The 13,027-nt window shown below is 70.1% G+C and carries 15 protein-coding genes; 6 read left to right on the plus strand and 9 right to left on the minus strand.

Annotated features, from left to right (window positions below):
* Positions 1–118: 118 nt before the first annotated feature.
* The 6 genes from VKV26_17370 to VKV26_17395 all read right to left on the minus strand — a co-directional run bounded on the left by VKV26_17370 (position 119) and on the right by VKV26_17395 (position 6,503).
* Positions 119–1,651, minus strand: coding sequence for a polysaccharide deacetylase family protein (locus tag VKV26_17370; protein ID HLZ71675.1), 1,533 nt, complete (start codon positions 1,649–1,651; stop codon positions 119–121).
* A 133-nt stretch (positions 1,652–1,784) separates the two neighbouring features.
* A complete protein-coding gene (gene cysS / locus VKV26_17375) occupies positions 1,785–3,146 on the minus strand; it encodes a cysteine--tRNA ligase (protein ID HLZ71676.1) in 1,362 nt (453 codons plus the stop codon).
* Positions 3,147–3,239: 93 nt separating this feature from the next.
* A complete protein-coding gene (gene cysE / locus VKV26_17380; protein ID HLZ71677.1) occupies positions 3,240–3,908 on the minus strand; it encodes a serine O-acetyltransferase in 669 nt (222 codons plus the stop codon).
* A 167-nt stretch (positions 3,909–4,075) separates the two neighbouring features.
* Positions 4,076–4,549, minus strand: coding sequence for a 2-C-methyl-D-erythritol 2,4-cyclodiphosphate synthase (ispF, locus tag VKV26_17385; protein ID HLZ71678.1), 474 nt, complete (start codon positions 4,547–4,549; stop codon positions 4,076–4,078).
* Positions 4,550–4,611: 62 nt separating this feature from the next.
* On the minus strand, positions 4,612–5,289 hold the full coding sequence (gene ispD, locus VKV26_17390; GenBank protein ID HLZ71679.1) for a 2-C-methyl-D-erythritol 4-phosphate cytidylyltransferase: 678 nt from the start codon (positions 5,287–5,289) through the stop codon (positions 4,612–4,614).
* 77 nt (positions 5,290–5,366) lie between these two features.
* Positions 5,367–6,503 carry a hypothetical protein gene (locus tag VKV26_17395; protein HLZ71680.1) on the minus strand — a complete coding sequence of 379 codons (1,137 nt, stop codon included), beginning with the start codon at positions 6,501–6,503 and terminating at the stop codon, positions 5,367–5,369.
* Positions 6,504–6,725: 222 nt separating this feature from the next.
* Between VKV26_17395 and VKV26_17400 the strand changes: the two genes are divergently transcribed.
* The 6 genes from VKV26_17400 to VKV26_17425 all read left to right on the plus strand — a co-directional run bounded on the left by VKV26_17400 (position 6,726) and on the right by VKV26_17425 (position 11,001).
* Positions 6,726–7,544 (plus strand): MBL fold metallo-hydrolase, encoded by an 819-nt coding sequence (locus tag VKV26_17400; protein HLZ71681.1) that lies wholly within the window; start codon positions 6,726–6,728, stop codon positions 7,542–7,544.
* A 96-nt stretch (positions 7,545–7,640) separates the two neighbouring features.
* On the plus strand, positions 7,641–8,774 hold the full coding sequence (gene dgoD, locus VKV26_17405) for a galactonate dehydratase (GenBank protein ID HLZ71682.1): 1,134 nt from the start codon (positions 7,641–7,643) through the stop codon (positions 8,772–8,774).
* 153 nt (positions 8,775–8,927) lie between these two features.
* Entirely contained in the window at positions 8,928–9,470 is a 543-nt protein-coding gene (locus VKV26_17410; protein ID HLZ71683.1) for a hypothetical protein, read from the plus strand.
* A gap of 112 nt (positions 9,471–9,582) precedes the next feature.
* Positions 9,583–9,774, plus strand: coding sequence for a methytransferase partner Trm112 (locus tag VKV26_17415; GenBank protein HLZ71684.1), 192 nt, complete (start codon positions 9,583–9,585; stop codon positions 9,772–9,774).
* Positions 9,775–9,817: 43 nt separating this feature from the next.
* Complete coding sequence (locus VKV26_17420; GenBank protein ID HLZ71685.1) at positions 9,818–10,039, plus strand: hypothetical protein; 222 nt, start codon at positions 9,818–9,820, stop codon at positions 10,037–10,039.
* A gap of 83 nt (positions 10,040–10,122) precedes the next feature.
* Entirely contained in the window at positions 10,123–11,001 is an 879-nt protein-coding gene (locus tag VKV26_17425) for a nucleoside phosphorylase (protein HLZ71686.1), read from the plus strand.
* Here the strand turns inward: VKV26_17425 and folK are convergent.
* Genes folK through VKV26_17440 form a run of 3 tightly spaced genes read right to left on the minus strand, consistent with a single transcriptional unit; the run spans position 10,933 to position 12,973 of the window.
* The gene (folK, locus tag VKV26_17430) at positions 10,933–11,460 is read right to left on the minus strand and encodes a 2-amino-4-hydroxy-6-hydroxymethyldihydropteridine diphosphokinase (GenBank protein ID HLZ71687.1); all 528 of its coding nucleotides are present in this window, start codon (positions 11,458–11,460) and stop codon (positions 10,933–10,935) included. The two genes, VKV26_17425 and folK, sit on opposite strands and share 69 nt — an antisense overlap.
* On the minus strand, positions 11,457–12,317 hold the full coding sequence (folP, locus tag VKV26_17435) for a dihydropteroate synthase (protein HLZ71688.1): 861 nt from the start codon (positions 12,315–12,317) through the stop codon (positions 11,457–11,459). Before folP ends, folK begins: the two co-directional genes overlap by 4 nt.
* Positions 12,314–12,973, minus strand: a complete 660-nt coding sequence (locus VKV26_17440) for a methyltransferase domain-containing protein (protein ID HLZ71689.1) — start codon at positions 12,971–12,973, stop codon at positions 12,314–12,316. Before VKV26_17440 ends, folP begins: the two co-directional genes overlap by 4 nt.
* Positions 12,974–13,027 lie beyond the last annotated feature (54 nt).

Raw genomic sequence — 13,027 nt, forward strand, 5'->3', positions numbered from 1 at the left:
GGCCGCAGCGCAACCGTCGGAGACTTTCCATGCAGACGCGGCTTGCTTCAGATCGCCGCGGCGCGGCGATATCGACGCAAAGAGGGGTTAGGCGGCAAGGGCTTCGCCCCCGCGTGCCCTATTTAACCTGGTAGGCGGGCTGGTCGAGCATCTCGGGCAGGGTCACGAAGCGGTAGCCCTCGGCTCGCAGCGTCTCGATAATCACCGGCAGCGCCGCCACGGTCTGGCTGCGATCGGCGCCGTGGTGCGTCTCATCACCGTCGTGCAGCAGGACGATCGAGCCGGGCCGCACGCTCGACAGCACCTTCTGTTCGATACGCTCAGGCGAGTTCGGCTTCACCCAGTCGAAGCCCTCGGCGTCCCAGTTCACCGTGATCATGCCCGAGCTGTTCACCTTCTTGAGCTGCCACGGCGTGTGAATGCCCGCCGGCGGGCGGAAGAACCGCGGCGTCACGCCGGTGACGCTCTGAATCTCGTCCTGCGCCTGCTGCAGCTGCGAATAGCGGAAATCCACCGCCGTGGCGAGGCGCGAGTGATCCCAGGAGTGGTTGGCGATCACGTTGCCGTCGCTCACGATCCGCCGTGCCGCATCGGGATAGGTCGCAACGTTGACGCCTACCGCGAAGAAGGTCGCCTTCACGCCCTCGCGGTCGAGGACGGCCAGGATCTCCGAGGTAAACGGCTCGTTGGGGCCGTCGTCGAAGGTCAGTGCCACGGTCTTCTCGGAGTCAGGGCCGTGCACCACGATCTTGCCGTAGACCTGTGAGCTGGGGCTGATCGCCATATAGGCGCCGCAGCCCGCCAGCGCCAGCACCGGCACGGCCGGCAGCAGCGCCAGCGCCGCGCGACGCCGGCGCCGCAGCTCCACCGCCCAGCCGTCGGGCATGCGGATGTCCGGAGCCGACATAAACCTCTCCCTGCCGAGTGCCGCGATCAGTTGCTGCCTCGCGTAGAAGGTCAGCGCGCGCAGCGTGCCCTGGCCGTGAAAGCGCCGGCCGGATGTCCTCATCTTCACGCCGAGCCGGCGTGCTCGGCCATACGGCTTGAGGATGGCCAGCACGCGGCTGTCGCCCGTTACCGGCAGATTCACGGCAAAGCCGCCGGCCTGTACGAGCAGCACGGCGCGCACGGCGAAGTTGCAGCCATTGAGCACCGCCAGCCGCCGGGTCAGCAGCCACCACAACCAGACGAAGAAGTTCTGCAGCGGCGCCACGACCTGCATCGCCAGCGGCGCCTTCGGGAAGCACATCGGCCCGGAGACGACCGCCGTTTCGGGCCTGCAGCGGAACTCCCGGGCGATGCGCTCGATCCAGTCGGACGGCGCCACGGAGTCGGCGTCGGTGTGCGCGACAATCTCACCCAGTGCTGCCTCTTCGCCGGCCTGGCGGGCGAAGGTGAGTCCTTGCCGCGGCTCGAACACGTAGCGCACGCCCAGCCGGCGCGCCAGTTCGGCGGTGCCGTCTGAGGAATTATTGTCAACGACGATGATCTCGAAGGGAACTTCGGTTTGCTGCCGCTGCAGGGCGGAAACGCACCGCTCTAGCCAGAGTTCTTCATTGTACGCGGGGATCACGACGGAGACGTACGGACGCTGCCCGGCCGTGCTGCTCTGCTCGTGCTCCTGCGCGTGCGGGACTGCTTCGCTGCACATATCTGAGTCTTAACACTCTACCACCGCGGCGGGCCGCGATCAGCCGGCCGGGCCGCTATCGGTACTTTTGATACAGCCGGCTCGGAAGTGCGGGTTTTGCGTCAATTGCGCGAAATTTTGCTGCGAAAAGGTTTCAGAGCGACCGCCAGCTCGTGCCCTGCGCCGAATCCTCCAGCGCCACGCCCAGCCCAGCCAGGCGATCGCGAATCTGGTCGGCCAGCGCCCACTGCTTCGCGCTGCGCAGCTCGCGCCGCACCTCCACCAACAAATCAATAAACGGCGCCGCCTCGCGCTTTGTCCCTTCGCCTGGGACGAAGGTCAGGCCGAGCACGCCACCCAGCTCGCGCAGCGTGGCCTGCGCCGCGGCGATGTCCGCGCCCTCGTCGCGGCCGCGGTTGATCTCGCGCGCCAGCTCGTATAGCGCGGCCAACGCCTGCGGTGTGTTCAAGTCGTCGTTCATACCCTCGATGAAGCGGGCGCGGAACGGCGCCGCGTCCACGGCGCGTTCGCCGCCGCCGCTGCCGACGGCGTGCGCCGCGCCCGCCAACCGCTCCGCCCCGCGCTTCGCCGCGTCCAGCGCTTCGTCGCTGGCGTTGAGCGGGCTGCGGTAGTGGGAGGTGAGCACGAACACGCGCATCGCGTCCGCGCCCCAGCGATCGAGCGCGTCGCGGATGCTGAGAATATTGCCCAGCGACTTGCTCATCTTCTCGTCGTCGAGCCGCAGATGGGCGTTGTGCACCCAGAAGCGCACGAACGGCTCCTCGCCGGTGAAGGCCTCGGTCTGCGCGATCTCGTTGGTGTGGTGGGGAAAGATCAGGTCCTCGCCGCCGCCGTGAATGTCGATCTTGGGCCCGAGATAGCGCAGCGACATCGCCGAGCATTCGATGTGCCAGCCGGGCCGGCCCGGCCCCCATGGACTCTCCCAGGCGGGCTCGCCCGGCTTGGCGCCCTTCCACAGCGCGAAGTCGCCGGCGAACTCCTTCGTTTCGTCGATCTCGATGCGGGCGCCGGCAACCAGCTCGTCGATACTCTGGTGTTTTAGCGCGCCGTAGCCCGCCTTCTTGCGCACGCGGTAGAAGACATCGCCGCCCGACCGGTAGGCGAAGCCCTTATCGATCAGCCCCTGCACCATCTCGATAATCTGCGGCACCTCTTCAGTGGCGCGCGGATAGACGGTGGCGCGGGCCACGTTGAGCGCATCCATTTCGCGGAAGTAGTCGGCGATGTGGCGCTCCGCCAGCTCCTTTACACTCGCGCCGGAGACCGCCGCGCGCTGGATCAGCTTGTCGTCGATGTCGGTGAAGTTCTGCACGTGGCGCACGCGGTAGCCGCTGAACTCCAAGCAGCGGCGCAACACGTCGAAGACGATGTAGCTCATCGCGTGGCCGATGTGGCTTGGGGCGTAGGGTGTGACGCCGCAGACGTACATCAGCACCTCGTCGCCCATCGGCGCGAACACTTGCTTGCGGCCGGACAGCGTATCGGTGAGACGCATGGACTATCCTCACAGTCGGCGCCGCGATGCGCAGGGCGATCGGGGCCGCTTTCGTTCATGAACGAGAGGGGGAACGGAATCGGGGCGGCGCGATCAGGCGCTGCAGCTCGCGCTCACCGCCGCCCGCCGCTCGGCCTCAACGGCCTTGAGGCGCGTCTCGAGCGCCGCGATTCGCTGTTCGAGCTGGCTGATGCGGTCCCATTCCGGGTCCGGCAAACGCTCGATCGTGTCGTTGCCGGGATTGTGGAAGGCGACGATGTGGCCGGGCACGCCGACCACGGTGGCATTCGCGGGCACGTTGGTGACGACGACGGAGCCGGCGCCGATGCGCACGTTGTCGCCGATCGTCACCGCGCCGATCACCGAGGCGTTGGCGCCAACGGTCACGCGGTTGCCGAGCGTGGGATGCCGCTTGGTGCGGTGCGTGCTTGTGCCGCCGAGCGTCACGCCCTGGTAGAGGTGGCAGTCGTCGCCGATCTCGGCCGTCTCGCCGATCACGACGCCCATGCCGTGGTCGATGAACAGCCCGTTGCCGATGCGGGCGCCGGGGTGAATTTCGATGCCGGTGAGCATGCGCGAGGCATGCGAGATCACGCGCGGCAGCACGGGAACGCCGCGGCACTGCAGTGTGTGCGCCACGCGGTGCAGCTGCCGGGCGTGGAAGCCGGGATAGGCGAGCGCAACTTCGAGTGGATGGCGGGCCGCGGGATCGCGCTCGAGCGCGACGCGAAGATCGCGGCGCACCGTCTTGAGGAACGACATGGCAGGCTCCTGCGACGGCAGTGGGGCAATGGGCGGTGGGGCAGTGAGATGAAGGCCGGCTTCGGGACGGCGCGCTACACTGCGGGCCGCCCCGCGCAACAGATGCAGGAGCCAACGAACTGTTTCACCGCGACGGCGCGTCCTTGCAATTCCATCTTCACTCGGCCTCAGGCTCGCTCGATCAGCGCGACGGCCTGGGCGCTGATCACCAGGCCTTCGCCCACCGGGCCCAGCCCTTCGTTCGTCTTCGCCTTGACGCTCACCCGCCCGAGCGGCACGCCCAGCGTGCGAGCGATGCGTTCGCGCATTGCCGCGATCTGCGGCGCCAGCCGCGGGCGCTCGGCGAGCACGTTCGCATCGATATTCGCCACGCTCCAACCCGCCTGCGCCAGCTCATCGGCGACGAAGCGCAGCAACTCGGCGCTGTCGGCGTCCTGCCAGCGCGGATCGCCGGGCGGAAAGTGCCCGCCGATGTCGCCCAGCCCGGCTGCCCCGAGCAGCGCGTCGATCAACGCGTGCAGCAGCACGTCGGCGTCTGAATGGCCCTCCAGCCCGCGCTCCGCCTCCAGCTCCACACCGCCGAGCACCAGCCGGCGGCCGGCCACGAGCCGGTGCGTGTCGTAGCCGATGCCGACGCGCATCACCCGTCTATCGTATGCCGGCCGCCCATGCGGGCGCCAGCGTGCCGAGTCCGCGCTGGGCTTCAATCTGTCTGCCGCGCCAGCAGCGCCGCGGCGAGTGCCAGGTCATCCGGAGTGGTCACCTTGACGTTGCGCACCGATCCGGGAAAGATGCGCACCGGCTGGCCGAGCGCTTCGAGCAGCATCGCGTCGTCCGTTACATCGCCTTCGCTCCCGCGGTGCGCCGCCAGCAGCAACTCGTAGCGAAAGACCTGCGGCGTCTGCACCGCCCAGAGGCCCTCGCGCGACACGGTCGCTTCCACCGAGCCATCTGGCGCGGCACGCTTAAGCGTATCCACTACCGGCACAGCGGCGATCGCCGCGCCCGTGGCCGCCACGGCCGCGAAACCCGCGCCGAACAGCGCCGGCGTGACCAGCGGCCGCGCGGCGTCGTGAATCGCGACGTACTCGACGCCGGCCAGCGCGGCGAGCCCGGCCATGACCGAATCCTGGCGCCGCGCACCGCCCGGCACGATCGCGCGCAGCTTGCCCATCGGCTGCGCTGCGAGCAGGCAGCGCGTCTCTTCAAGCCGCTGCGTCGCGACCACGAGCACGATCTGCTGGACCATCTCGCACCGCTGCGCGGCGTCCAACGAGTGGAGCAGCAACGGCTGCCCGGCCAGCAACGCGAAGAGCTTGTCGGCGCCGCCCATGCGCGCGCTGCTGCCTGCGCCGACAATCACGACGCCGTTTGCCGACACGCGCACACCCCCGCAAACCGGCGCCGGCAGCGGCGCCGAGTCTTGCGCTCAGTGTGCACGCCTGCACGGGCGCCGGGCTAGCGATCGGGCCGGGGCCGCGCCACCGAACCCGGCGGCACGTCCTTCACGCCGGTGCGGGCGCGGCTCGAGCCGGCAGGACCGGGCAGACTGCGCTGCGCCGCCTGCGGCTCGCCGGGGGCCAGCGGGCGGCCGACCGTCTGCGCCTGCGAGCCAAACGGGTCACCGTCCGGCCGTTTGTTGCGCGTCAGGTCCAGGTCGCTGACGTTACGCTCCTGGCCCTCGCCGGGTGTGCCCATCTTGCCGAACTGCGTGCGCAGCGGCTCCAGGCTGCGTGGATCCTTCACGCCGGGCTGATGCGTCGGCCCGCCCACCCGGTCGAACTGGGCGCTGCTGCTCAGCACACGGTAGCCCGAGCGCTCCTCGAACGACGACTCGGCGCGGATCTCCGCATTGACAAGCGTAGGCCGTTGGCTCGATCCCCGCCCGCCGGCCGCCCGCTCCATGTGTGTCGCGGCAGGCGGCCGCGGGGCAGCGGCGTCGGCGCCCTCGGCACTCGAGATGCTTCTGCCGTCGAGCGTCGGCTCCACGCGAACCGCCCCGCCGCGCAGGTCACGTCGAGACTGCGCCAGCTGAACCGCCGCATCGGCCGCGGTGAGTCGCCCGCTGGCGAAGCTGTCGTTCGGCGTTGGCGCGACGGCGGCGGCGCGATCGGTGCGGGCGAATGCCTTGGAGCGCGCCCGCTCCGGTGGGCGGCGCAACGGCGCCCCTCGTTGCGCCGCGCCCCCGGCGAGCGGATCGACTTCGGGCACGACACCGGTTTCCATGCGCAACGGCTCGTGCGGCATGCCGCTGACCCGCTCGTGCTCCTCGGGGAACCCGGCAGGCGGCGCATCGAGCTTCATGTCCATGAGCAGCTGCGCCGGCTGATTCAGGATCACGCGGCGCTCGCCGATCGTCTCGATGTACTCCCGAGGCACGAACAGCCTGCGCTCCTGCTCGCGGCCGTAGGGCACGACCAGGTAGTCGCGACCCTTGCCCTGTACCGGGCCCAACTCTTCGCCGTCGGCGCTGGCCACCGACCAGCCCGGCTCGATGCGGGCGAAATCGACGCGACGCGCGTCTTCCACGGTCCAGGCCGGCTCAGCGCCGGGACGGGCGCCGGCCCGCGCACCGGCGGTGTTCTCATCATTCACGCGCTTCCTCCTCCGCACTCGGCGGGATCCAGCGGGCGGCCCACGGGTCAGCATGCAAACAACGGGGCTGCTCTTCACGCTAAGCAGCACCACGAACGAGCGCGTCCGGCGAAGGGGGTAGAGGACTTCTACTCCGTTGCCGGTCAACCGCCGCCGAGCGCACGGCGTGGAACATCGATGGTAGGCTGCGCGGTGATGCGACCACGTGGAGCAAGTGAGCGCATGAGCGTGCTGCAATTCGGTGACATCAGGGTGAGCACCGCATCCGACGGCCATTTACTGCTTGGTCTGAACGGCTTCTTCCCAGACGCGCCGCCCGACGCGTTCCGCGACTACGCCGCGGGCGTTGTAGGCGACAAGCTGCGCTGCGAGCTGACGACCTACGTGATCGAGTCCGCCGGGCGAACGCTGCTGGTCGACACCGGCCTGGGCAGCTTCCTGGGCCGTTTCGAGGGCGCCTGCGGCGTCTTGCCCGCTCAGCTCGACGCCGCCGGCATCGAGCCCGAGCGCGTCGACGCGGTCGTGTTCACCCACCTGCACCCCGACCATGTCGGCTGGAACTGCACGGAGCGCCACGGCGCCTTCGTACCCACCTTTCCCAACGCCCGCTACATCGTGCACCGCCCCGAATGGGAGCGCTGGAAGGATGTTGAGGCGGGCTACATCCGCCGGCATGTGCTGCCGCTCGCGGCATCCAGCCAGCTCGACCTGGTGGACGACGGCCACGAGCCCGCCCCGGGCGTACGCCTGCTGAGCACCCCGGGCCACACCGCCGGCCACGTCAGCGTGCTGGTCCACGGCGGCGGCGAGGGGGGCGTCATCACCGGCGACGCGGCACACCACCCGCTGGAGATCGAGCACCCCGACTGGAGTCCATCGGCGGATGACGACCGGGTCTTGTCGGCGCGCTCGCGCACGGCGCTGGTGGAGCGCATCGAAGCTGAGGGGCTGCTGGTGCTCGGCGGCCATTTCCCCGCGCCGCATGCCGGACGCGTCGTGCGCGTCGAGCAACGGCGGGTGTACCGCCCGCTGGCGAGCTGAGTGGCTCGGCGCCCGCGGCCACGACGCCGGGCCAGGCCGCGAGCGCCCGACCTGCCGGGTGCTCGGCGCCTATGCAGCCCGGCCGAAGGAGGGGCGATGAAAATCAGCGCCGTGGAGACACACCTGGTCTGGGGCGGCGGCCGCAACTTCTGCTTCGTCACCATGGACACGGATGAAGGCATCTCGGGCATCGGCGAGGCGGGGCTAACCGGGCGCGAGCTGGCGATCGAGGGCGCCATGCGCCACCTGGCGCCGCTGCTGCTCGGACAGGACCCGTTCCGCGGCGAGCATCTCTGGCAACTGATCGCCCGCGGCGGCTTCTTCCCTGCGCTGGGCGTCATCAGTGCCGCCCTTTCCGCGATCGACATCGCCTTGTGGGACATTCGCGGCAAGGCGCTCGGCGTGCCGGTCTACCAGTTGCTTGGCGGGCTGTACCGCGAGCGCGTTGTCTGCTATCCGCACTGCAACGAGGACGACGTGCAGAAGCTGGTTGAGCGCGCCCGCGCCACCGTGGCCGAAGGCTGGCGTTTCGTGCGCTGGCACCTGCCGGCCGAGGACGGTCGGCTCGAGTCGCGCACGGCGATCCGCGCCGCTGTGCGCGGCTTCGAGGCGCTGCGCGCCGCGTTGGGCGATGAGATCGAGCTGTGCCTGGACGTGCATACGCGCCTCGACCAGGCCGACGCGGTCACGCTGCTGCGCGCCGTCGAACCGTACCGGCCGTACTTCATGGAAGACCCTGTGCGGGCCGAAGATCTGACCGCCCTGCGCCGCGTGCGCCAGCAGACCGCGGTGCCGATCGCGGCCGGCGAGCAATTGCACTCCAAGTGGCAGTTCCGCGCCCCGATCGAGGAGGAGCTGATCGACTACGCGCGCGTCGATCTCTGCCTTGCAGGCGGCATTACCGAAGCGAAAAAGATCGCGGCGATGGCGGAGGCGCACCACGTCAAGCTCGCCACGCACAACCCGCTCAGCCCCGTCTCTACCGCCGCCTGCCTGCAGCTCAACCTCGCCTGTCCCAACGTCGGCGTGCAGGAGCAGCCCTGGCGGCCCGGAACGACGCTCACGGACGTCTTCCCCGTCCAGGTTGAATGGCAGGACGGCTACCTGCTGGCGCCATCGCGGCCCGGCCTCGGCATCGAATTCGACCGCGCGGCAGCGCGCGCCTATCCCTTCCGCCTCACGGAGCCGCCCCATCTGCGCGCCCACGACGGCTCCTTCACCAACTGGTAGGCGTTGTGGCTGCCCCCGTGCGCGCCGCCGAAATCGATTCTTCGAAGCGCGAAAGCAGACGTGGACAGCGCGGCGGCCCATCCCTTGCCCGGCCGCGCGCGGCGCCCGTACGATCGCGGTGGTAATTCTCCGGTGGATCACTTCGGAGTGAGCATGGCCTCCCCTCCCGGCAGCCGCGATCTTCCCGGCCCGCCAACCGGCGGCAGTGCGCCGCCCGGCGCCGAACGGCCGCCCGTGCCCTGGCACTTCAAGCTGTTCGGGGCGCTGTTCGCCGTCTACCTGGCGCTGCGCATCGTGCAAATGCTCGGCTGGATCGGAGTGAGCGTGAAGGATCTGCACAACGCGCTGGCGATCGCGATCGTCGTCGGCAACGGTGTGGCGGCGGTCTGGGGCTTGCTTGCCTGGTGGCGCGGCTGGGCGTTACCGCGCGGCTATCTCGTGCTCGCGCTGTTTGGCTGGATCTTGTTCGTGCCGCAGCTGGCGCTGGGCATCGGTCTCTACGCCGGCGGCCATCGCGCCCCCGCGGGCTGGCACGGCTGGCAGCACTACATTTACGGGGTCGGCGCCGTGCTCGGCATCGGCGTCGGCTCCTACTACCGGCGCCGCATGCCCGAGCGACCGGCGATGGTGCTCGGCCTGATCTGTTTCTTCCTCGCGTTGGTCGCGGCGCGGGCCTACGTCACCGGCCACGGTTGAGCCACGGCCGGCGAGGCGGCGGGTCCGTTGTCGGACCGCTGGGCCGACCCTACAATCCGAGACGAGAGCCCGACGCCCCGCGTCCGGAGGGCCTGGAGAGGATAGGAAGCGCGTGAAGCCCGATCTGATGGAGATCCTGGTCTGCCCCGTGTGCAAGGGAGAGCTGCAGCTCACCGTGGATGAGGAGCGCGAGGGTGAGATCGTCAGCGGCTCGCTCTTCTGCGTGCGCTGCAACGAGCGCTATCCCATCGAAGACACAATCCCCAACATGCTGCCGCCCGACATGCGCTCCCAGCCGGCCTGAAGGCTCGCGGACGCGCCCTCACTCAGCAGTCGGAGGCGTACAGATGGACCGTCCTCAACTCACCGGCGTGGCGATCGTGGCCGCGGCGGTCGTGCAGCTTCTGTTCTTCGCCGTCGGCATCGTGCGCAGGAGCTATTGGGCGCTGGCGCTGCCGATCGCCTTCGCCGTCGCCGGCATCTCGGCCCTGGCTATCTGGGTCGGCTGGACCATGATGACGACCGAAGCCGACGTGCCCGAGCCTGAGGACGAGGCGCCGGCCTCGTAGGTCAACGCCGTGGGCGCGGGGCGCACGCAGCGGCCCGAATCCTATCCCGAGCGGCGCCGTGGGCCGCTGAGCAGGATGATCCGATGTGGTCGACGCCCGCCCACCTGCACGACCTGGACGATGAAGAGCACTTCACCGCCCAACACATGCTGGAATACGTGCTCGAATCCACGGGCTGGGCCCCCGCCGACGTGCAGGTCAGCGACGTGGTGGTCGGCACCTTCCTGGGCCGCACCTGGAGGCGACTGGCGCAGGAGGCGCACGCGGAGCGTGTTGAGCGCTGGATTCTGCCCGCGGAGACGACAACGCTCTTCAAGGGCACCGCGGGAGACCGGCCGGTCACGGTCGTCAAGTTTCCCGTCGGCGCCCCCGCCACCGCGATGGTGATGGAGGTGCTGATCGCCTGCGGCGCGAGGCGCTTCCTCATCCTCGGCGCGGCCGGCAGCCTGCAGGAGCGGGCGCCGATCGGCTCGCTGGTGCTGCCGCAGGCGGTGCTGCGCGAAGACGGCGCTTCCTTCCACTACCTCCCGCCCGAAGCCGTACCCGCGCCCGACCCCAGTCTCACCGCGAAGGTGCAGGCCGCCTGCGAGCGGCGGGGCATCACGCCGCTTCTGGGTACGAACTGGTCAACGGACGCGATCTTCCGCGAGTTCAAGAAGAAGGTGGAGCACCTGCGGCAAAGCGGTGTGCTCTGCGTCGAGATGGAAGCGGCGACGATCTTCTCGGTGGCGGCCGTGCGCGGAGTCGAGGCATCGCTGCTGCTCGCCATCTCCGACGAGCTGTTCCGCCCCTGGGCGCCTGCCTTCCTGCACGATCTGTACCGCCAGCGCGTGCGTGACGCTCAGCAGATCCTGCTCGAGGTGGCGGCGGAGTTGCCCGTGCCTGGTCCAGCCTCAGCCAACGGCCCACTCGGGACCGGCGATCCGGCGCACACCCTCCCGCTCGGCGACGGGCAGGGCTGAGCAGAGCGCCTGCACGGTCTTTCCCGTGCCGGGCACCACGACCTTCGCCGCGATCTCGGCCAGCGGCGCCAGCACGAAGCCGCGCTCGGCCAGGCGCGGGTGCGGCACGGTCAGCGACGGCGACGCACACGTCTCCTCGCCGGCGAGCAGGATGTCGATGTCGCAGGGGCGCGGCCCCCATACGCGCGAGGGCCGGCGGCCCAGTTCCCATTCGATTTGCTTGGCCAGCACGAGCAGCTCCGGCAGGCTGAGCGGCGTGGCAAGCGCGCAGGCCGCGTTGTAGAACGCAGGCTGCTCAGTGACGCCGGAGGGCGCCGTCTCGAACAGGCCGCTGACCGCGATCAGGCTGCCACGCGTCGCGAGCCGGCCCAGGGCGCCGCGCAGATTCAGCAGGCGGTCGCCCAGATTACTGCCGAGCGCGAGCTGGACGGTGCGCGGCGCCCCCGCGGCGGCGCTCACGGCTCGCCAACTGCTTCCGGCGGCGCGCCGCGCACGACGGCGTCTGCCGTGCGCGCCACGATCCGCATCTGCGCCACGTCATGAACACGCACGATCTCGGCGCCGCCGGCAACGGCCAGCGTGGTCAGGGCCGCGTTGGCTTCGAGCGAGCGGCCGGTGCCTGGCCCGAGCACACGGGCGATCGTGGACTTGCGCGAAAGTCCGGCGACGATCGGCAGGCCGTAGCCGCGCAGCTCGCGCAGCCGCCCGAGCAGCTCCAGGTTCATGCGCCAGGTCTTGCCGAAGCCGAAGCCCGGGTCGATCAGCAGGCGCGAGCGCGGGATGCCGTGCGCCTCGGCCACTGCGAGGCTCTCGTCCAGGTCGCCGCGCACGCGATCCAGTACATCTTCCTGGCGGCCGGCGCCCCGCGCCATCAGCAGCGCCGGCACACCCGCCTCGCACACCACGCCGGCCATCGCCGCATCGCCCATCAACCCGCTGACGTCGTTGACCAGCGCCGCGCCGCGGGCGACCGCCTCGCGCGCGATGGCGGCCTTGCGCGTGTCGATGCTGATCGGCAGATCCACGGCGGCGACGATCGCGCAGAGCGCCGGCAGCACGCGTCGCAGCTCCTCGTCCACATCGACGGGCGTGTGACCGGGCCGCGTCGACTCGCCGCCCAGGTCGATGATGTCGGCGCCGGCGCTGGCCAGCGCGATCGCGCGCGCCCGCGCGGCGGCCACGTCCAGGCCGACGCCGTCGCCGGAGAAGCTGTCGGGCGTCACGTTGACGATGCCCATCAGGTACGTGCGGCTGCCCCAGACAAACTCCCGGCTGCCGATGCGCATGGACGGGGAGAGACGGCAGACGGGCGTCATGGTTGGTTCGTTGCCTCAGCAGCCGCCCGGCGCGCGAGCACGGCATAGAGCGGGTCGCTGTACCCGTCCTCTCTCGGCGAGCAGTCGCGCGCTTCCAGACCGGTCCAGCCGCCGCTCAGCTCGAAGTAGGCGCCAACGAGCTTCGCGTGGTCGCGGTCGCCCAGCGCCCGCCAGACCGCGACCGCCTTCGTCGGGAAGCAGCGGTTGGAGAACGTCACGATGAACGACGCGCCCGGCCGCAGCACGCGGCGCACCTCGCGGAACACCTCGACCGGCCGGGTCAGGTACTGAACCGACACCGTCACGATGCAGCCGCCGAACTCCTCGTCGGCGAAGGGCAGCACCGGCTCGCGGTTCAGGTTGTGGACGACGAAGCTGCTCAAGCGCGGATTCGCCGCCAGCTCCTCCGCGTTCATGCCGAGGCCGACGAGCCGGCGCACGCGGAAGTCGTCGGGCAGGTGCGACACCCAGCTGCTCATCAGGTCGAGCACGTCGTCGTCGGGCGGCAGCAGCTCCGCGTAGAGGCGTCCCGCCGCCGCGATGGCGCCGTCGTCGATGTGCGTTACCAGGCGCGGCGCCTCGTAGAATGCCTCGTCCGCGCTCTCGTCGATGCGCTCAAAGTGCTCGGCGCTGAACGGTGACTCGCTCGCTTCCATCCCGGCCGGCTCCCGTGACGCCGCGGCACTCCGCCTGCCGCGTGGCCCGAAGAC

The organism is Dehalococcoidia bacterium (assembly GCA_035310145.1).
GTDB lineage: Bacteria > Chloroflexota > Dehalococcoidia > CAUJGQ01 > CAUJGQ01 > CALFMN01.

Excerpts from the sequence above, each read along its gene's own strand:
- VKV26_17370 (HLZ71675.1), bottom strand. The coding sequence starts at position 1,651 with ATGTGCAGCGAAGCAGTCCCGCACGCGCAGGAGCACGAGCAGAGCAGC.
- cysS (HLZ71676.1), bottom strand. The coding sequence starts at position 3,146 with ATGCGTCTCACCGATACGCTGTCCGGCCGCAAGCAAGTGTTCGCGCCG.
- cysE (HLZ71677.1), bottom strand. The coding sequence starts at position 3,908 with ATGTCGTTCCTCAAGACGGTGCGCCGCGATCTTCGCGTCGCGCTCGAG.
- ispF (HLZ71678.1), bottom strand. The coding sequence starts at position 4,549 with ATGCGCGTCGGCATCGGCTACGACACGCACCGGCTCGTGGCCGGCCGC.
- VKV26_17400 (HLZ71681.1), top strand. The coding sequence starts at position 6,726 with ATGAGCGTGCTGCAATTCGGTGACATCAGGGTGAGCACCGCATCCGAC.
- dgoD (HLZ71682.1), top strand. The coding sequence starts at position 7,641 with ATGAAAATCAGCGCCGTGGAGACACACCTGGTCTGGGGCGGCGGCCGC.
- VKV26_17410 (HLZ71683.1), top strand. The coding sequence starts at position 8,928 with ATGGCCTCCCCTCCCGGCAGCCGCGATCTTCCCGGCCCGCCAACCGGC.
- VKV26_17420 (HLZ71685.1), top strand. The coding sequence starts at position 9,818 with ATGGACCGTCCTCAACTCACCGGCGTGGCGATCGTGGCCGCGGCGGTC.
- VKV26_17425 (HLZ71686.1), top strand. The coding sequence starts at position 10,123 with ATGTGGTCGACGCCCGCCCACCTGCACGACCTGGACGATGAAGAGCAC.
- folP (HLZ71688.1), bottom strand. The coding sequence starts at position 12,317 with ATGACGCCCGTCTGCCGTCTCTCCCCGTCCATGCGCATCGGCAGCCGG.
- VKV26_17440 (HLZ71689.1), bottom strand. The coding sequence starts at position 12,973 with ATGGAAGCGAGCGAGTCACCGTTCAGCGCCGAGCACTTTGAGCGCATC.